This window comes from Microbacterium sp. LMX7-1.2 (genome assembly GCF_040675935.1).
GTDB lineage: Bacteria > Actinomycetota > Actinomycetes > Actinomycetales > Microbacteriaceae > Microbacterium.
In genome coordinates, this window is record NZ_JBEGIL010000001.1 from 3,239,246 (window position 1) to 3,256,493 (window position 17,248).

Below are 17,248 nucleotides of genomic sequence, written 5' to 3' on the forward strand. Positions count from 1 at the left end.
ATGACGCTCTCCCCGACACTCGGCACACTCCTCAGCACCGGCCCTACTATCGTCGGGTGACCTACGCCCTCGCCGCTCCCGCGCACTGGTTCCGCACGTTCGGTCGGCCCCCGCGCATCCTCGGGCTCGACATCGCCCGCGGCCTCGCGATCCTCGGCATGGCCGGCGCGCACATCGGCGAGACCTCGGCGTTCGACCCGTTCGATCCCGGCACCTGGCTGGACCTCGTGCACGGTCGGTCCTCGATCCTGTTCGCGGTGCTCGCCGGCGTCTCGATCGCCCTCATGACGGGGCGTCACGATCTTCCGGATCCCGCGCGGATGCCGAGCATCCGCCTGCAGCTCCTGGGCCGCGGCGCCGTGATCTTCGTGATCGGCCTCGCTCTGGAGATGCTGAACACGCCGATCGCCGTGATCCTCACCCTGTACGGGCTGCTGTACGTCGCGGTGATCCCGTTCCTCCGGTGGCGACCGGGCACGCTGCTCGTCGCGGCCGGCGTCCTCGCGCTCGCAGGACCCGCGCTGCTCGCGCTCGTCGGAGTGCTCGCGATGCATCCCTACGGAGCCGGCATCAGCCTGGTGCTGTACGGCTCGTATCCGATCACGGTGTGGCTCGCGTTCGTGTTCGGCGGCATGGCGCTCGGACGCCTGCGCGTGGAGCGCATGGAGACGGCGGTGGTGGCGCTCGGCATCGGCGTCGGACTCATGGTCGTGGGATACGGACTCGGCGTGGTCGGCGCCGCCGCAGGGGTGAGCTCGTCGGACGCGGGCATGGGCTCGGGAGGGGCCACCGGCTGGAGCTCGTACCCGACCGCGCTCGCGGATGCCGATCCGCTCGGCGCTGTGCTCACGGCGATCTTCGGCGTCGACCCGCACTCCGGCGGCACGGCGGAGATCCTCGGTTCGGGCGGGTTCGCGCTCACCGTGATCGCGCTGTGCCTGCTGCTGAGCCGCCCGGCGCGCTGGGTGCTGCTGCCGTTGGGCGCTCTGGGGTCCATGCCGCTGTCGGCATACAGCGTGCACGTGCTCTCGGTCGCCCTGATCGGCGGGCCCGGCGGCTTCTTCACGAGCAACGCCTTCTGGGGCCTGACGGCCCTCGCCCTGCTTCTCGTCACGACGCTGTGGTCGATCTTCTTCGGCCGCGGACCCCTGGAGCGCCTCGTGGGCCGGGCGGCCACGGCGATGGCGAGACCCCCACGCTCATCCGTCTCTCCCGTCAGATGACGTCGCGTGTCGTTCCACGCGACAGGGCGGATGCTCGTGGGTAGCGTCGTCGGCATGACAGCCCCCTACCGTGTCGTCGCCGTCTCCGGATCGCTGCACGAGCCGAGCAAGACCACGGCCCTCGTGCGGGCGATCGCCGAGGCCGTCGCCGAGCGCGCCGAGGTCGAGTTCGAGCTCATCGAGCTCACCGAGATCGGTCCCTCGCTCGCCGGGGCGCTGCGCCGCGACCAGCTGCCCGCCTCCGTCGAGGAGAAGCTCGTCACGATCGAGGCGGCCGATCTGCTGATCGTCGGCAGCCCCGTCTACCGCGCCTCGTTCACCGGCCTGTTCAAGCACCTGTTCGACTTCGTCGGGCAGTACGAACTCGTCGGCAAGCCGGTGCTGCTCGCCGCGACGGGCGGGGGAGAGCGGCACGCCCTCATGATCGAGCACCAGCTTCGTCCGCTGTTCTCGTTCTTCCAGGCGCTCACGCTGCCGTTGGGCGTCTACGCGAGCGACACCGACTTCGACGGCTACGTGATCTCCGCCGATGTGCTGCGCTCGCGCATCGACCTCGCCGCGGAGCGCGCACTGCCGCTCGTCGGCTACGCGGCCAGCCGACCGACGGAGACCCTGCTGGTCTCGTAGCGTGAGGGTATGACGAACCGGCTCGCCGATACGCTCAGCCCCTACCTCCGCGCGCACGCCGACAACCCGGTCGACTGGTATCCGTGGGGGCCCGAGGCCTTCGAGGAGGCGGCCAGGCGCGACGTGCCGCTGCTCATCTCGATCGGCTACTCGACCTGCCACTGGTGCCACGTGATGGCGCGCGAATCGTTCGCCGACCCCGAGATCGCGGCGCTCGTGAACCGGGACTTCGTGGCCGTCAAGGTCGATCGCGAGGAGCATCCTGAGGTCGACGGGGCTTACATGGCGGCGGCCTCCGCCTTCACACAGAACCTCGGGTGGCCGCTCACGGCGTTCGCCACGCCCACCGGCCGCACCTTCTACGCCGGCACCTACTGGCCGCCGGAGGCCCGGCCCCCGCTGCCCGCTTTCCGCGACGTGCTCGCCGCGGTGCGCGAGGCGTGGACGGTGCGTCGGGCACAGGCGGAGGAGTCGGCGGATGCCGTGACGGAGGCGCTCCGGCACGCAGCGGCCGCGGCTCCGTCCGACCTGCCCGATGCGGCTGCGCTCCAGGCGGCGGCGTCGACGATCGCTCAGCGGGAGGACACCGTGCACGGGGGGTTCGGCGGGGCGCCGAAGTTCCCCGTCGCGACGGTGCTGTCGTTCCTGCAGAGTCCGCTGGTGCGGCGAGAGGCCCCGGATGCCGCGGCGTCGGCCGACCGCGCGATCGCCGCGATGACGGCATCCGCGCTGCGCGACGAGGACGGCGGGTTCTTCCGCTACGCGACGCAGCGTGACTGGAGCATCCCCCACTACGAGCGGATGCTGACCGACAACGCCCAGTTGCTGGACGCGGCGCTCGCGGCGGACGACCAGGACACCGCACGGGGCGTCGCCGCCTTCCTGCTGCGCACTCTGCGGCGTGCGGACGGCGGCTTCGGCGCCGCTCAGGACTCGGAGTCGTGGATCGACGGCCACCGCAGCGAGGGCGGCTACTACCTCCGGCCCATCGCGGAGCGGAGCGCGCTGGAGCCGCCCGCTGTCGACGGCAAGGTCATCACGGGCTGGAACGGCCTTGCGATCGGCGCGCTCGCCCGCGCGGGAGCGGCGCTCGGAGAGCGGGAATGGGTGCGGGCCGCTGTCGAGGCCACCCGTCACGTGCTGCGCGTGAACCGGGATGCGGAGGGTGGACTCGTACGGGCTTCGCTCGACGGCGTCGCCTCGCCGGCGGCCGCGACCACGGCGGACGCCGCGCTGCTCGCCGGCGGTCTGCTCGCGCTCGCCGTCGCGACCGGCGAGGCCGGCTGGGCCGTCGCGGGAAGGGACCTCCTGGACGCGGCTCTGGAGGGGCTCCGCGGCGATCCGCTCCTGCCGGCGCACGGCATCGCGACCGCTCCGGATCAGACCGACGGCGACCTGCCGTCCGCGGCGGCGGCCGTTGCTGCGGCCTCTCTGACGGCCTGGCGGCTCGGCGCCGGGGACCGGTACCGGGTCGCAGCCGAGGAGCGGGTGCGGGCGCACGCGACGGCCGCGACGGCACAGCCCTTCGCGCATGGCAGTCTGCTGGGCGTGGCCGCCGGACTCGTGGAGGCGCCGCGGCAGATCGTCGTGGTCACGGAGGACCCGGACGGTCCGCTCGCGCAGGCCGCCCGTCGTGCGGACGCGGATGTCATCGCGATCGTGACGGCGACCCAGGCGCAGGCGTTCGAGGACGCGGGATTCGACCTGTTCGCGGCGAAGGCGAAGGCGGACGCGCAGGAGCAGGCCTTCGATTGTCGGTCGTTCGTGTGCCGGCTGCCGACGAGTGATCCGGGGAGCATCCCACGGGCGAGGTGACGGGTTCTCAGCCTCGGTTGCGGGGATGCTCCTTCGCCGTGCGCTCGTTGCCGCGGCGGTAGTCGCCGGTCACTCTCGCCATCAGCAGCTGCGGGTCGCCGCTCTCGACCTCGTCGAGGAAACGGGCCGCGCGCTCGCCGCGGAGCACGGTCGCCACGCGTCCGCGGTGACGGATCACGACGTCGTCGCCGCGGACGGCGTACTCGAAGCCGGAGGGGTCGCCCATGATCGTCCTGGTCTCGGATCCTCAGACCCAGCCCGGCAGCCAATTGTGCAGCAGCCAGAACTGGTACGGCACGCTCATGCCCGTCCACACCGGGTAGTAGAACACCGACACGAGCACGACCACGCCGAGGAACACGAGCACGGCGCGCTCTCCGGTCCGGCGTCGCTGCAGCGGGGCATCCCGGGACCCGGCGATCCGGCGCAGGACGACCGCGAGCGCGATCACGAGGAACGGCGCCATCGCGACCGTGTAGAACTGGAAGATCGTGCGCTCGGGGAACATCAGCCACGGGATGTAGGTCGCGGCGAGGCCGATCAGCGGGAACGTCAGCGCCGGCCCCGGCGTCGGGCGCCGCTGGATCCACGCGCGCACCAGGCGGTACAGCAGGTATACCGCGGCGGCGACGCTCGCGTACCAGATGAGCGGGTTGGGGATCGTCGAGATCACCGCGATGCAGTGGTCCACGCCGCACGGCGCGGGGTCGCCGGCGACCCATACTGCGGTGGGGCGCAGGAGGAGCGGCCATTCCCAGGCGGGGCTCGCATACGGGTGCCCGCTGGTCAAGCCGACGTGGAAGTCGAGGATCTGCTTGTGGTAGTTCCAGAGCGCGATCAGGGGATTCGGATCGCTCCGACGCGCGTAGCCGCCCATCGTGACGAGCCAGCCCGTCCAGCTGACCAGATACGTGAGCAGGGCGGGGAACACGAGCAGCACGAACGACATCGGACCCTGCCGGAACGCCGCGGCGGTCGGCCACAGCACGACCCCCGCACGGCGGCGGGCGAGAGCATCCGTCACCACGACGTAGAGTCCGAACGCCGCGAGCGCGTAGAGCCCCGACCACTTGACCGCCGTGGCCGCGCCGAGCGCGACACCCGCCGCCACGAGCCAAGGGCGCCGCCACAGCACTCGGCCCCACATCGGGTCGGGTGCGTCGGGCTCGGGACGCTTCAGCGCCGGGATCGCGCGCTCGCGGTCGAGCAGGATGAACAGGGCCCCGAGCAGCAGGAAGAACGTCAGCGGCCCGTCGAGCAGCGCGGTGCGGCTCATGACGATGCTGAGGCCGTCGATCGCGAGGAGTCCGGACGCGACGGTCGCGACGACGATCGATCCGGTCAGGCGGCGCGCGACCAGGTACACGAGCAGCACGGTCGCGGTGCCGAGGAGGGCCGTCGCCAGACGCCAGCCGACCGTGTTGTCCGGCCCGCCGATCGCCATGCCCAGGGCGATGAGCCACTTGCCGAGCGGCGGGTGCACCACGAAGGAGCCGACGTCCGACAGGGGGAGCTTCTGCAGGGTGACGAAGGCCTCGTTCGCGCCCTCGCCCCAGGTGCCCTCGTAGCCGAGCGTCCACAGCGACCAGGCGTCCTTGACGTAGTACGTCTCGTCGAACGCGAGCTGATGCGGGTGCCCGAGGTTCACGAGCCGCAGGACCGCGGCGACGGCCGTGACGACGAGCGGGGCGAACCAGCGCAGCATCCGCTCCCAGTCCGGGTCGCGCAGGATGCGGTCGCGGAGCGCTCCGTAGCGCGTCAGCCGCTCCTCGGGAGGGGGCAGCAGCGGCACGGGCTCGGTCACCGCTCCAGCCTAGACAACCCGCCTATGCTGGGCGGGTGATCATCCTCGCCGCCACGCCGATCGGAAACCTGGGCGACGTGTCGCGCCGCCTCGTCGAGGTGCTCGAGAACGCCGAGGTCGTCGTCGCGGAGGACACCAGGACGACCGCGCACCTGCTGCGGGCGCTGGGGATCGAGAACCGACCCCGGCTCATCGCGCTGCACGACCACAACGAGAAGCAGAAGGCCGCCGAACTGGTGGCGCTCGCCGCCGAGCAGGACGTGGTGGTGGTGAGCGATGCGGGGATGCCGGCGATCAGCGACCCCGGCTATGGCGTGGTCGCCGAGGCCGTGGCCCAGGGGGTGACGGTGACGGCGATCCCCGGCCCGAGCGCCGTGCTCATGGCCCTCGCGATCTCGGGCCTGCCGACCGATCGCTTCACGTTCGAGGGTTTCCTGCCGCGCAAGCCGGGGGAGCGGCGCTCGGCACTGTCGGCGCTGGCGACCGAGCCGCGCACCATGGTGTTCTTCGAGTCCCCGGCCCGCCTCGCTCAGAGTCTTGCCGACATGGGCGCAGCGTTCGGCGATGCCCGCCGCATCGCGGTGTGCCGGGAGCTCACGAAACTCTACGAGGAGGTCCGTCGGGGGACGGCGCCGGAGCTGGTCGAGTGGGCGGAGGCCGGGGTCAAGGGCGAGATCGTGATCGTGGTGGAGGGAGCACTCCGCGTCGCCGCCTCGCCGGACGATGCCCTGGCCCAGGTGCAGGCCCTCGTCGCCTCCGGCATCCGCCTCAAGGACGCGTGCGGCGAGGTCGCCGCCGCGACCGGGCTCTCCTCGCGGGATCTGTACCAGGCGGCGCTCGCCGCGCGGCACGGATGAACCCGGCCGAGGGCGCGGTCGCGGCGGCGTACGACGCGCGTGCCGCGGAGTACACCGCGCTCGCCGGGGACCTCGCGCAGATGGACCCGCGGGACATCGTGACGGTCCGCGCCTGGCGCGATGGCACGGCCGGGTCGCTGCTGGACGCCGGGTGCGGCCCGGGGCAGTGGGCGGCTCTCCTCGCGGAGGGCGGCGGTGAGGTCTACGGCATCGACCTCTCCTCCGCCTTCGTCGCGGCGGCACGATCTCGGCATCCCGGCATCCGGTTCGAGGTGGGATCGTTCCATGCACTGCCCTGCGAGGACTCCTCGCTCGGCGGCATCCTCGCCTGGTACTCCCTGATCCACACGTCGCCCACGGAGATGCCGCTCGTGCTGGCCGAGTTCGCGCGCGTCCTGCGCCCCGCCGGCTCGATCCTGCTCGGCTTCTTCGACGGCGAGCCGCGCGAGCCGTTCGCGCACGCGGTGACCACGGCGTACCTCTGGTCCTCGGACGCGCTGGGAGCGCTGCTGACGGATGCGGGGTTCCACGTCGAGCGCAGCGAGAGCCGTGAGCGGGTCCCCGGCGAGATCAGCGCGCGTCCGCACGGGGCGCTCGTGGCCCGTCGAGTCTGATGTCCCGTCGCGGGTTACCCTGGTGCACACCCGAGCGAGCGACCGAGGAGGAGCCAGCGTGAGCAGGAGGGCGACGGTCTACGACGTCGCAGAGCGGGCCGAGGTCTCGATCGCGACCGTGTCGCGCGTGCTGCGGCAGCCGGATGCCGTAAGGCCGGTGACTCGCGAACGCGTCCTCGCCGCGGTGTCGGAGCTCGGCTACGTGCCGAGCGGGAGTGCCCGGGGATTGGCTGAGCGTCGCACCGGTGTGCTGGGTCTCTACTTCCCGGGGTTCGATGCGGCCGAGGATGCGCCGATGCTCGACGTGCTGGCTGATCGACCGGCCCCGCCGTTCACGGTAAGGCATGAATCGGACGACCACGTGCCTCAGCCGGCCATGCTGTTCCTCGATGAGGTGCTGCGAGGCGCGGAGCTGGAGGCGTGGAAGCGCGGGTTCGTTCTCATGATCGGGGTGGGGCGCGACGACCCCTCGCGGGAGACTGTGCGCGACATCGCCGGACGCGTCGACGGCCTCATGGTGCTGGCGCAGAGCGTTCCGGACGATGTGCTCGCACGCCTCGCGCAGCGCATCCCGGTGGTGGTGCTGTCGGGACCGCCGCGCGGCGACAGCTACGACCATGTCACGGTCAGCAACGCCGAGGCGATGACGGAGCTGACCCGGTTGGTGCTGCGGGACGCGGCACCCGATCGTCTGGCGTATCTCGCCGGCCCTGTCGACTCGCCCGACGGCGCTCAGCGCTGGGAGGGCTTCACGGCCGCGCTCGCCGAGGTCGGAGCGACTGCGGATGCCGTCACCCTGGTGCGCGGGGACTTCACGCGTGAGTCCGGGCGACGCGCGGGGGCGGAGCTGGTCGAGCGCGGAGCGCCGAGCGCGCTCATCGCGGCGAACGACCAGATGGCGCTCGGCGCGATCGATGCCTTCCGTGCGGCGGGGCTGCGGGTGCCGGACGACGTGCGCGTGACGGGCTTCGACGGGATCGAGGCCGCGGCGCTCGCGCGTCCTGCGCTGACGACGGTGCGGCAGCCGATGATCGACCTCGGCCGCGCGGCCGTCCAGCTGCTCGCACGGCGCCTGGAACAGCCCGACGCCGAGCCCATGACCGTCCGGCTCCCGTTGCAGATCCTGGTGCGTGAGAGCTCCCGCGTGTCCTGAGCGCCCGACAAGCCCGGACCAGCTCAGCCAGCTCAGGCCTTGTCGTGCAGGGTGATCCGGTAGCCGTCGGGGTCGGCGAGCGTGAACGTGCGGCCGAAGGGGCCGTCGATCGGCGCCGATACGATCTCGTGGCCGTCTGCGACGAGGGCGTCGTGGATGTCCTGCACGTCGGTCGCGTGCAGCCAGACCGCGGCGCCGATTCCGGGGTGGGGGGCCGCGTCGAGGTCGGTGCCCTCGACGACGTCCCGCAGCGCGAAGGCGATGGGCGAGGTCGTGAACACGACGGCGTGCGGGGGACCGGCGGGGGAGCGCTCGAGGCCGAGGTAGGTCTCGTAGAAGGCCTGGGATGCGGGGAGGTCGCGCACCTGGAGGGAGACGAAGTCGGGACCGGTGACGGGCATGTGGTCATCCTTTCATGTCAGTTATCTGACACAAAGCGTATGTCAGACTACTGACATGGGTCAAGACATGATCGATCTGGACACCTCGCTCGGCTACCTGCTCAAGGAGGCGTCGAGCGCCCTCCGTGCCGCCATGGAGGACGCGCTGCGTCCGTTCGGCATGACGATCACGCACTACTCGTGCCTCGAACTGCTCGCCCAGAGGCCCGGTCTGTCGAATTCGGAGCTCGCCAGAGGTGCGTTCGTGACCCGGCAGTCGATGAACGTCCTGCTGCAGGCGCTCGAGCGCGACGGCTCTGTGACGCGCCCCGACCATGCCCCGGTCGGCAAGGCGCTTCCGACCCGGCTGACCGCGCAGGGAAGGCGCACTCTGGAACGCGCCAGCGCTGCCGTCCGCGCGGTCGAGGTGCGCATGCTCGCCGGGCTCTCCGAGCGGGAGCGCGAGGCTGCGTTGCAGAGCCTGCGGAGCATGATCGTCGCACTGCGAGCATCCGACTGAGGACCCCGGCATCGGCGTCAAGGGGTTGCATTCCGTAAATGTATGCGCTTACACTCGCTCATGCGGCTTCGGTCGCAGGGCGTCCCTGACCCGGGGACCCTTCATGACACAGACGACATGAGGTGGAAGCGTGGCGAAGACGCACATGCTCCGGCGCTGGCGGAGAGCGGCGATCGTGGGATTGGCGGCGGCGGCCGTGGTGCTCAGCGGATGCAGCATCCAGATCAGCTCGCAGCCTGACCCGTCCATCGGCGATGACACGATGCTCATCAACGCCGACAAGGGGAACCCGTTCTTCACGCGGAACTTCAACCCCTACCTGACCAACACGCGCACGGCGTCGCGGTGGATCTACGAACCGCTGATCCTCGTGAACCCGCTCGACAACTCGCTCAACCCGTGGCTCGCAAGCGAGTGGTCGCAGCCCGACGCCCGCACCGTCGTCATGACGATCCGCGACGACGTCGACTGGTCCGACGGCGAGAAGCTGACCCCCGACGACGTGGCCTTCACGTTCCAGCTGCTGAAGGACAACCCCTCTCTCGACATTAAGGGCGCGTGGCAGCACCTCGACAGCGTCGAGGTCGACGGCGACGACGTGATCATGCACCTGCAGAGCGACGACGCCCCCGCGCTCCCCATCCTCGGGCTCACGATGATCGTGCCCGAGCACATCTGGGCCGACGTCGAGGATCCCGGCACCTTCCGCAACGAGAACCCGGTCGGCACCGGACCGTTCGTGCTCGGCAACTACAACGACCAGCAGTACTCGATGGACAAGAACCCCGACTACTGGCAGGCCGACAAGATCGAGATCGAGCACATCATCCTGCCCTCGACCAACACGCAGCTCGACACCGTGACCCGCGGCTACGACTGGTCCTACTCCTTCATCTCGGATGTGGAGGGAACTTGGGGTGCCGCGAGCCCGAACAACGAGTGGTGGTTCCCGCCGGTCGGCGTGATCGCGCTGCTGCCCAACCTCGAGGTCGCTCCCTTCGACGACGTGAACGTCCGGCGCGGAATCGCGCTCGCGCTCGACCGCGAGGAGATCGCCGAGACGGCATCCGAGGGATACATGGAGCCCGCCGGTCAGACCGGTCTCATCCTCCCCAACCAGGAGGAGTACCTCGACCCGTCGATCCCCGACGGAGGAATGATCACCCAGGATGCGGATGCCGCGCTCGCGGCCTTCGCGGAGTCGGGCTACACGCTCGACGGCGACCGCCTCGTGGGTCCCGACGGCGAGCAGCTCGAGTTCTCGCTCACCACCGCCAACGGCTACTCCGACTGGACGCGCGCCGCGCAGGCCGTGCAGCGTCAGCTCGCCGCAGTCGGCGTGAAGGTGAGCCTCAAGCTCCCGCAGCCCGCCGGCTATCAGAGCGCCATCAGCAACGGCGACTTCGAGATGGCGATCGGCGGCATGGGCGGCGGCGACGTCTACCAGGCTTACAACAACCTGCTGTCGAGCCAGTTCTACGTCCCCTCGGGCGAGGCCACCGCGAACAACTTCGAGCGGTACCGGTCCGACGAGGTCGACGCGCTGCTCGCGGAGTACCGCGAGACCATCGACCCCGGACGGCAGACGGAGATCGCGCACGAGCTCCAGAACGTCGTGTACGACGAGCTCCCGGTGATCGGGCTCTACTACGGAGGGAGCTGGGGTCTGTTCAACGACGCCAAGTTCACCGGGTGGCCCTCGGCCGACGACCCGTACATGATCCCGCAGAACTACGACTCGGCACCGCTCATGATCTTCACCCGGCTCGAGCGCGTGAAGGGAGACGACCAGTGAAGTACGTCCTGCAGAAGGTCGGCCTGTTCGTGCTCACGCTGTGGGCCGCGGTCACCCTGAACTTCTTCCTCCCTCGCATGATGCCGGGCTCCCCGGCCGACGCGGCGATCGCGAAGCTCGCGCAGAACGGTCCCGTCACCGATGCGACCCGCGCCGCGATCGAGGCGCAGCTCGGCGTGCCGACCGGATCGCTGTGGGACCAGTACGTGTCCTACCTCGGTCAGGTCGCGCGGCTCGACTTCGGCGTCTCGTACACGTTCTATCCGCAGAGCGTGTCGAGCATGGTCTCCACAGCGCTGCCGTACACGATCGGCCTGGTCGGCATCGTCACGATCCTCGCGTTCGTGATCGGCACGCTGATCGGCGTGACGGCGGCCTGGCGCCGCGGCACCTGGCTCGACTCGCTGCCCACGCTGACCGGGTCGTTCCTCAGCACCTTCCCGTACTTCTGGACCGCGCTGCTGCTGCTGTTCTTCCTCGGCTATGTGCTGCACTGGTTCCCGACCACCGGGGCCTACGCCGCGACGACCACGCCCGGCTTCACAGGCGACTTCATCGCGGACCTGGCCCGGCATGCCGTGCTGCCGGCGCTGACGATCCTGCTCACCTCGCTGGGCGGCTGGATCATCGGCATGCGCAACGCCATGATCAACACGCTCGGCGAGGACTACGTGACCTTCGCCGAGGCGAACGGTCTGCGCGGTCGCACGATCGCCCTGCGGTACGCGGCACGCAACGCGATCCTGCCGAACCTCACCGGTTTCGGGCTCACGCTCGGCGGCGTGGTCGGCGGGTCCATCCTCGTGGAGCAGGTGTTCCAGTACCCCGGTATCGGATACCTCCTCTTCAACGCCGTGATCGGGCAGGACTACCCGCTCATGCAGGCGCTCTTCCTGATGATCACCGTGAGCGTGCTCATCGCCAACTTCCTCGTGGACATCCTGTATGGGGTGCTGGACCCAAGGACTCGCCGATGACTACTCGAGACACGACCATCAACGTGAAAGTCCCCACCGAGCGGATCGCGGCGCCCAGCCCGTGGCGCGCGTTCGGCCGCATGGTGGGCACGCTGTGGGCCAACGGCAAGGCACGGCTCGGCCTCATCATCCTCGGCCTGTTCGTGCTGGTCGCGGTGTTCGCTCCGCTGCTGGCGCCTTACGGCCCCAAGGACAACTCCTTCGAGCGCAACGCCGACGCCTCGGCCGCGCACTGGCTGGGGACGACCGCCGCGGGCGAGGACGTGCTGAGCCAGCTCATCTACGGCTCGCAGATCAGTCTGCTGGTCGGCCTGGCGGCCGGCATCCTCTCGACCATAGTCGCGGTGCTGATCGGTCTCAGCTGGGGGTACATGCGCGGCTTCGCGGGCGAGGTCATCGGCTTCATCGTGAACCTCTTCCTCGTGATCCCGGGCCTCCCGCTCATGATCGTGATCGCCGCGTACCTGCAGAACGGCGGCATCCTCATGATCATCGCCGTGATCGTGGTGACCGGCTGGGCGTGGGGCGCGCGGGTGCTCCGCAGCCAGACGCAGTCGCTGCGCGGCAACGATTTCGTCACCTCGGCGCAGTTCTCGGGCGACAGTCGGGCGCGCATCGTGTTCCGCGAGATCCTGCCGAACATGACGTCGATCATCGCCGGCACGCTCTTCGGGGCGGCGACGGCGGCGATCCTCGCGGAGGCCGGACTCGAGTTCCTCGGTCTCGGCGACTCCAGCATCGTCAGCTGGGGCACCATGCTCTACTGGGCGCAGAACTCCAACTCGCTGCTCACAGGGCAGTGGCTGCTGCTGTTCGCCCCCGGTCTGTGCATCGCCTTGCTGGCGCTGAGCCTCACACTCATCAACTTCGGCGTGGACGGCATCTCCAATCCGCGCCTCCGGGAAGGGAAGGGGCGATGAGCGCCATGGCACCTCAGACCACGACCACGAGCGACATCCTCCTCGACGTGCAGGACCTCTCGGTCGAGTACGCCTCGCCCGGGGCCACCCCGGTGACGGCGGTCGACAGCGTCTCGTTCTCGCTGCGTCGCGGCGAGTTCGTCGGACTCGTCGGCGAGTCGGGCTCGGGCAAGTCGACACTCGGGTTCGCCCTCACCCGGCTGCAGAAGCCGCCGGCGCGCATCAGCGGCGGACGCATCCTGTTCGGCGGCCGCGACATCCGCGAGCTGGATGCCGAGGAGCTGCGACGTCAGCGCCAGGGCGGCTTCGCGATGGTGCTGCAGTCGGGCATGAACGCGCTCAATCCCGTGCGCACGGTCGGCAACCACTTCCGCGACATCTTCGCGGCGCACGGCCACGTGCCGCGCGAGGAGCGGGAGGTCCGAGCACGAGAGTTGATCGGCAAGGTCGGACTCGACCCCGCGGTGCTGTCGCGCTACCCGGGTGAATTGTCGGGCGGCATGCGCCAGCGCACCTCGATCGCCCTCGCGCTGTCGCTGGAGCCGCAGCTCATGGTGTTCGACGAGCCGACGACTGCTCTCGACGTGCTGGTGCAGCACGCCGTCATGGACACGATCAAGGAGCTGCAGCACTCCGAGCACTTCACCGCGATCCTCATCAGCCACGACCTCGGCATCGTGCTCGAGGCCACCGACCGGGTCATGGTCATGCACGAGGGCAAGATCGTCGAGGACGCGCCGAGCCTCGACATCCTGCACCACCCGCAGGATGAGTACACACGGATGCTGCTGAGCCATTACGCCGACCCGCGGGCCGAGTCGATCTCGATCCCGGGGTTCGTCGACCTCGGCACCCGGCGGCGCGAGGGGACCTCCCGCACCGATGTGACCGAGACCGTGCCGACCGTGTCGCAGCGCGACACCCGTCGCGCGGACGCCGCGGTCGTCGTCGACGGCGTGACCAAGCGCTACGCCCCGCCGCGTCGCGGCGAGAAGCCGGTGGTGGCGGTCGATGACGTCTCGTTCCGCCTCGAGCCCGGCGAGGCGCTCGCGCTCGTCGGTGCCTCCGGGTCGGGCAAGTCGACGCTCGCGAAGCTCATCACGGGGGTCGAGAAGCCGACCGAGGGAACCGTGCGCTTCGGCGACGTCGACGTCGCCTCGCTCGGAAGGAAGGGGTTGCGCGACCTGCGCAAGGACGTGCAGATGGTGTTCCAGGACCCCTATGCCGCGCTCAACCCGCTGCACACGGTCGAGTACGCCCTCAGCCGTCCGGTGCGCAACTACACCTCGCTGCGCGGTGCGGAGGCGCGTGCGCGCGTGCTGGAGCTCCTCGAGACGGTGGGGCTGACTCCCGTCGAGCAGTTCGCCGCCAAGCTCCCGCACCAGCTCTCCGGCGGGCAGCGGCAGCGCGTCGTGATCGCCCGCGCGCTCGCGAGCGATCCGCAGGTGCTGATCGCCGACGAGCCGGTGTCGATGCTCGACGTCTCGCTGCGCGCCGGGGTGCTCGCACTGCTCGAGGATCTCCGTGAACGCTGGGGCATCAGCATGCTCTACATCACGCACGACCTGCTGAGCGCGCGACTCGTGACCGAGAACATCCTCGTGCTCAACAGCGGGCGGGTGGTCGAGCGCGGCGAGACCGCCGAGGTGCTGCAGCATCCGGAGGACGCGTACACGGTCCAACTGCTGGATGCCGTGCCCAACCCCGCACGCATCGCGCGCTAGAACGAAGCGCGAGAGAAAGAAAGGAGCGCACCGTGCTCACCTTCCCTGACGGCTTCCTCTGGGGAGCGGCCACCGCCGCCCACCAGGTGGAGGGGAACAACACGACCAGCAACTGGTGGACGATGGAGCACGCTCCGGACTCGCCGATGGTGGAGCCCTCGGGAGACGCCGCCGACCACTTCCACCGCTACCCCGAGGACATGGGCCTGCTCGCCGCCGCAGGCCTCAACTCGTACCGCTTCTCGGTCGAGTGGGCGCGGATCGAGCCGGAGCGCGGGTTCATCTCGCGGGCCATGGTCGACCACTACCGCCGCATGATCGACACGGCCCTCGGGCTGGGGCTCGACCCGACCGTGACGCTCATGCACTTCACGGTGCCGCAGTGGTTCCAGAAGGACGGGTTCTGGCGCGCGTCGGATGCCGTCGACCTCTTCTCACGTTACGTCGAGACCGTGCTGCCGATCCTCGACGACGTCACCTACGTGTGCACGATCAACGAGCCGAACATCGCCGCGATGCTCGCCGGGGGAGAGGACGCCGCGAACCTCGTCGCCTACGGCCTCCCGAATCCCGACCTCGCCGTCGCCGACACGCTGCTCGACGCGCACCACCGCGCCTCGGACATCCTGCACTCGAAGCCCGGCATCCAGGCGGGATGGACCATCGCGACGCAGGCGTTCCACTCGACCGGCGAGCCCGGAGCCGACGAGATGCTGGCGCAGTACGGCGACCCGCGCGACCACTGGTATCTGGACCAGTCGGCGGGCGACGACTTCGTGGGCGTGCAGGCGTACACCCGCACGTTCATCGGTCCCGAGGGTCCGCGGCCCGTCTCATCCGATGTGGAGACCACGCTCACCGGCTGGGAGTTCTTCCCCGAGGCGCTCGAGATGGGTGTGCGCAGCGCGTGGGAGCGCAGCGGAGGCGTGCCAGTGCTCGTGACGGAGAACGGCATCGCCACGGCCGACGACACCCGACGCGTCGCCTATACGCAGGGCGCGCTGGAGGGTCTGCACCGGGCGATCGCCGACGGCGTCGAGGTGCGCGGCTATCAGCACTGGAGCGCGCTCGACAACTACGAGTGGGCGAGCGGCTACCGGCCGACGTTCGGGCTCATCGGCTTCGACCGCGAGACCTTCGAGCGGTCGCCGAAGCCGTCGCTCGAGTGGCTCGGCAGCGTAGCACGACGCAACGCGCTCTGAGTCGCCAGGTCGTCCGAGGGTCCGACGGCCCTTGGACTGTCGCGCCGGGGTTACGCTCGGTCCATGACCCATGTCATGACGGCGCGTCGAGGCGGCCGCCTCCGGGCGGGCGCCTCGGGGCTGAGCGCCGCCGTGCTCGCGGTCGGCGCGGGTGAGCTCGTCGCGGCCGTCGTCGAACCGGCCGCGAGTCCCGTCGCCGTGATCGGCAGCGGACTGATCGACCTCGCGCCCGCGTGGGCGAAGGACACCGCGATCGCGCTGTTCGGCACCGGCGACAAGGCGGCCCTGATCACGGGGATCGCGATCGTGCTCGCAGGTGTCGCGGTGCTGTCCGGCATCCTGGAGGCACGCCGCGGCGGGCTCGGCTCGGTTGTCCTCGGCGCGCTCGGAGCGCTCGCGCTCATCGTCGCGATGACCCGTCCCGGCGCCGGTCCCTTCGCGTGGCTGCCCGGGCTGGTCGCGGGGGTCGTCGCGGTGGTCGCGCTGCGGCTGCTCATGCGCACGGTGCAGCCGATCCCGTACGTGCGCACCGACTCCGAGGAGCGACGGCGGTTCCTGCTCTGGACCGCGGGCGTCGCGGCCGCGGGCGTCGCGGCGCTGATCGTGGGCAACGTCGCGCGCGGAGCGACCCGCTCGATCGAGGCGGTCCGCGATGCGCTCCGGTTGCCGCAGGCCACGCGCCCGGCGGCTCCGGTCCCCGCGACCGCCGACCTCGGCATCCCGAGTCTCGCACCGGTCGTGACCCCGAACACCGAGTTCTACCGCATCGACACGGCCCTCGTCGTCCCGCGTATCGATCCGGGCGACTGGCGGCTGCGCATCCACGGCATGGTCGAGCGCGAGGTCGAGATCACCTGGGATGAACTGCTCGCCCTGCCGATGCAGGAGTCGCACGTGACGCTGGCGTGCGTGTCGAACGAGGTCGGCGGATCGCTGATCGGCAACGCCCTCTGGCTCGGTCATCCCGTGCGCGATCTTCTCGCGCGTGCAGGGGTCGACCCGGACGCCGACATGGTGCTCTCCACCTCCTCCGACGGGTTCACGGCCTCCACGCCGATCGAGGCGCTCACCGACGATCGGGACGCGCTGCTCGCGGTGGGGATGAACGGCGAGCCGCTGCCGATCGAGCACGGCTTCCCGGTGCGGATGGTGGTGCCCGGTCTCTACGGCTATGTGTCGGCGACGAAGTGGGTCACCGATCTGGAGGTCACGCGGTTCGACCGCAAGACGGCCTACTGGACGACGCGCGGTTGGTCGGACCACGGTCCGGTCAAGCTCCAGTCGCGCATCGACGTGCCTCGGCGCGGACAGCGGATCGAGCCGGGCGAGGCCGTGATCGCGGGCATGGCCTGGCAGCAGCACGTCGGGGTCGAGGGCGTCGAGGTGCGCATCGACGGCGGCTCGTGGCAGCAGGCGGAACTCGCCTCCGCGATCTCGGCCGACACGTGGGTGCAGTGGCGGCTGCCGTGGACCGCGGACAGCGGGTCGCACAGCATCGAGTGCCGCGCGATCAGCGCCGACGGCGACACGCAGACCTCCGATCCTGCTCCGCCTGCTCCCGACGGCGCGCAGGGCTGGCACCGCATCGACGTGAGCGTGGGCTGAGCGTAACCGCCCCCGTCATCGCGCCTAGAATC

16 protein-coding genes are annotated in these 17,248 nt (G+C 70.4%); 13 read left to right on the forward strand and 3 right to left on the reverse strand.

Annotated elements, in window-relative coordinates; translation table 11 throughout:
- The first annotated feature begins 56 nt into the window (after window positions 1-56).
- The 3 genes from MRBLMX7_RS15920 to MRBLMX7_RS15930 are packed head-to-tail and all read left to right on the forward strand — an operon-like array spanning window position 57 to window position 3,665.
- Window positions 57-1,223: a heparan-alpha-glucosaminide N-acetyltransferase domain-containing protein gene (locus MRBLMX7_RS15920; protein ID WP_363369947.1), complete on the forward strand. Its 1,167-nt coding sequence runs from the start codon at window positions 57-59 to the stop codon at window positions 1,221-1,223.
- 54 nt (window positions 1,224-1,277) lie between these two features.
- Window positions 1,278-1,850 (forward strand): FMN reductase, encoded by a 573-nt coding sequence (msuE, locus tag MRBLMX7_RS15925; RefSeq protein ID WP_363369949.1) that lies wholly within the window; start codon window positions 1,278-1,280, stop codon window positions 1,848-1,850.
- Between the two features lie 9 nt (window positions 1,851-1,859).
- Window positions 1,860-3,665 carry a thioredoxin domain-containing protein gene (locus tag MRBLMX7_RS15930; protein WP_363369951.1) on the forward strand — a complete coding sequence of 602 codons (1,806 nt, stop codon included), beginning with the start codon at window positions 1,860-1,862 and terminating at the stop codon, window positions 3,663-3,665.
- 7 nt (window positions 3,666-3,672) lie between these two features.
- Here MRBLMX7_RS15930 and MRBLMX7_RS15935 read toward each other — a convergent pair whose 3' ends face one another.
- Window positions 3,673-3,891, reverse strand: a complete 219-nt coding sequence (locus MRBLMX7_RS15935; protein ID WP_363369952.1) for a hypothetical protein — start codon at window positions 3,889-3,891, stop codon at window positions 3,673-3,675.
- A 21-nt stretch (window positions 3,892-3,912) separates the two neighbouring features.
- Entirely contained in the window at window positions 3,913-5,469 is a 1,557-nt protein-coding gene (locus tag MRBLMX7_RS15940; RefSeq protein ID WP_363369954.1) for a dolichyl-phosphate-mannose--protein mannosyltransferase, read from the reverse strand.
- A gap of 35 nt (window positions 5,470-5,504) precedes the next feature.
- Here MRBLMX7_RS15940 and rsmI point away from each other — a divergent pair, with 35 nt between their 5' ends.
- Genes rsmI through MRBLMX7_RS15955 form a run of 3 tightly spaced genes read left to right on the forward strand, consistent with a single transcriptional unit; the run spans window position 5,505 to window position 8,093 of the window.
- Complete coding sequence (gene rsmI, locus MRBLMX7_RS15945; RefSeq protein ID WP_363369956.1) at window positions 5,505-6,326, forward strand: 16S rRNA (cytidine(1402)-2'-O)-methyltransferase; 822 nt, start codon at window positions 5,505-5,507, stop codon at window positions 6,324-6,326.
- The gene (locus MRBLMX7_RS15950; protein WP_363369958.1) at window positions 6,323-6,940 is read left to right on the forward strand and encodes a class I SAM-dependent methyltransferase; all 618 of its coding nucleotides are present in this window, start codon (window positions 6,323-6,325) and stop codon (window positions 6,938-6,940) included. The genes rsmI and MRBLMX7_RS15950 overlap by 4 nt, the downstream gene beginning before the upstream one ends.
- A gap of 58 nt (window positions 6,941-6,998) precedes the next feature.
- Window positions 6,999-8,093, forward strand: coding sequence for a LacI family DNA-binding transcriptional regulator (locus MRBLMX7_RS15955; RefSeq protein ID WP_363369960.1), 1,095 nt, complete (start codon window positions 6,999-7,001; stop codon window positions 8,091-8,093).
- Window positions 8,094-8,125: 32 nt separating this feature from the next.
- Here MRBLMX7_RS15955 and MRBLMX7_RS15960 read toward each other — a convergent pair whose 3' ends face one another.
- Entirely contained in the window at window positions 8,126-8,494 is a 369-nt protein-coding gene (locus tag MRBLMX7_RS15960; protein ID WP_050722726.1) for a VOC family protein, read from the reverse strand.
- 55 nt (window positions 8,495-8,549) lie between these two features.
- Between MRBLMX7_RS15960 and MRBLMX7_RS15965 the strand changes: the two genes are divergently transcribed.
- The 7 genes from MRBLMX7_RS15965 to MRBLMX7_RS15995 all read left to right on the forward strand — a co-directional run bounded on the left by MRBLMX7_RS15965 (window position 8,550) and on the right by MRBLMX7_RS15995 (window position 17,216).
- On the forward strand, window positions 8,550-8,993 hold the full coding sequence (locus MRBLMX7_RS15965; RefSeq protein WP_363369963.1) for a MarR family winged helix-turn-helix transcriptional regulator: 444 nt from the start codon (window positions 8,550-8,552) through the stop codon (window positions 8,991-8,993).
- A 130-nt stretch (window positions 8,994-9,123) separates the two neighbouring features.
- Complete coding sequence (locus tag MRBLMX7_RS15970) at window positions 9,124-10,788, forward strand: ABC transporter substrate-binding protein (protein ID WP_363369965.1); 1,665 nt, start codon at window positions 9,124-9,126, stop codon at window positions 10,786-10,788.
- Entirely contained in the window at window positions 10,785-11,765 is a 981-nt protein-coding gene (locus MRBLMX7_RS15975; protein ID WP_363369967.1) for an ABC transporter permease, read from the forward strand. Before MRBLMX7_RS15970 ends, MRBLMX7_RS15975 begins: the two co-directional genes overlap by 4 nt.
- Window positions 11,762-12,685 carry an ABC transporter permease gene (locus MRBLMX7_RS15980; RefSeq protein WP_363369969.1) on the forward strand — a complete coding sequence of 308 codons (924 nt, stop codon included), beginning with the start codon at window positions 11,762-11,764 and terminating at the stop codon, window positions 12,683-12,685. The genes MRBLMX7_RS15975 and MRBLMX7_RS15980 overlap by 4 nt, the downstream gene beginning before the upstream one ends.
- Window positions 12,682-14,409 carry an ABC transporter ATP-binding protein gene (locus tag MRBLMX7_RS15985; protein WP_414685108.1) on the forward strand — a complete coding sequence of 576 codons (1,728 nt, stop codon included), beginning with the start codon at window positions 12,682-12,684 and terminating at the stop codon, window positions 14,407-14,409. The genes MRBLMX7_RS15980 and MRBLMX7_RS15985 overlap by 4 nt, the downstream gene beginning before the upstream one ends.
- 32 nt (window positions 14,410-14,441) lie before the next feature.
- On the forward strand, window positions 14,442-15,611 hold the full coding sequence (locus tag MRBLMX7_RS15990) for a glycoside hydrolase family 1 protein (protein ID WP_363369973.1): 1,170 nt from the start codon (window positions 14,442-14,444) through the stop codon (window positions 15,609-15,611).
- 63 nt (window positions 15,612-15,674) lie between these two features.
- Window positions 15,675-17,216 carry a molybdopterin-dependent oxidoreductase gene (locus tag MRBLMX7_RS15995; protein WP_363369975.1) on the forward strand — a complete coding sequence of 514 codons (1,542 nt, stop codon included), beginning with the start codon at window positions 15,675-15,677 and terminating at the stop codon, window positions 17,214-17,216.
- Window positions 17,217-17,248: the final 32 nt, after the last annotated feature.

Bases quoted from the DNA above. Each gene is read 5' to 3' on its own strand.
- msuE (WP_363369949.1), top strand. From the start codon at position 1,278: ATGACAGCCCCCTACCGTGTCGTCGCCGTCTCCGGATCGCTGCACGAG.
- MRBLMX7_RS15930 (WP_363369951.1), top strand. From the start codon at position 1,860: ATGACGAACCGGCTCGCCGATACGCTCAGCCCCTACCTCCGCGCGCAC.
- MRBLMX7_RS15935 (WP_363369952.1), bottom strand. From the start codon at position 3,891: ATGGGCGACCCCTCCGGCTTCGAGTACGCCGTCCGCGGCGACGACGTC.
- MRBLMX7_RS15950 (WP_363369958.1), top strand. From the start codon at position 6,323: ATGAACCCGGCCGAGGGCGCGGTCGCGGCGGCGTACGACGCGCGTGCC.
- MRBLMX7_RS15960 (WP_050722726.1), bottom strand. From the start codon at position 8,494: ATGCCCGTCACCGGTCCCGACTTCGTCTCCCTCCAGGTGCGCGACCTC.
- MRBLMX7_RS15965 (WP_363369963.1), top strand. From the start codon at position 8,550: ATGGGTCAAGACATGATCGATCTGGACACCTCGCTCGGCTACCTGCTC.
- MRBLMX7_RS15980 (WP_363369969.1), top strand. From the start codon at position 11,762: ATGACTACTCGAGACACGACCATCAACGTGAAAGTCCCCACCGAGCGG.
- MRBLMX7_RS15985 (WP_414685108.1), top strand. From the start codon at position 12,682: ATGAGCGCCATGGCACCTCAGACCACGACCACGAGCGACATCCTCCTC.
- MRBLMX7_RS15995 (WP_363369975.1), top strand. From the start codon at position 15,675: ATGACCCATGTCATGACGGCGCGTCGAGGCGGCCGCCTCCGGGCGGGC.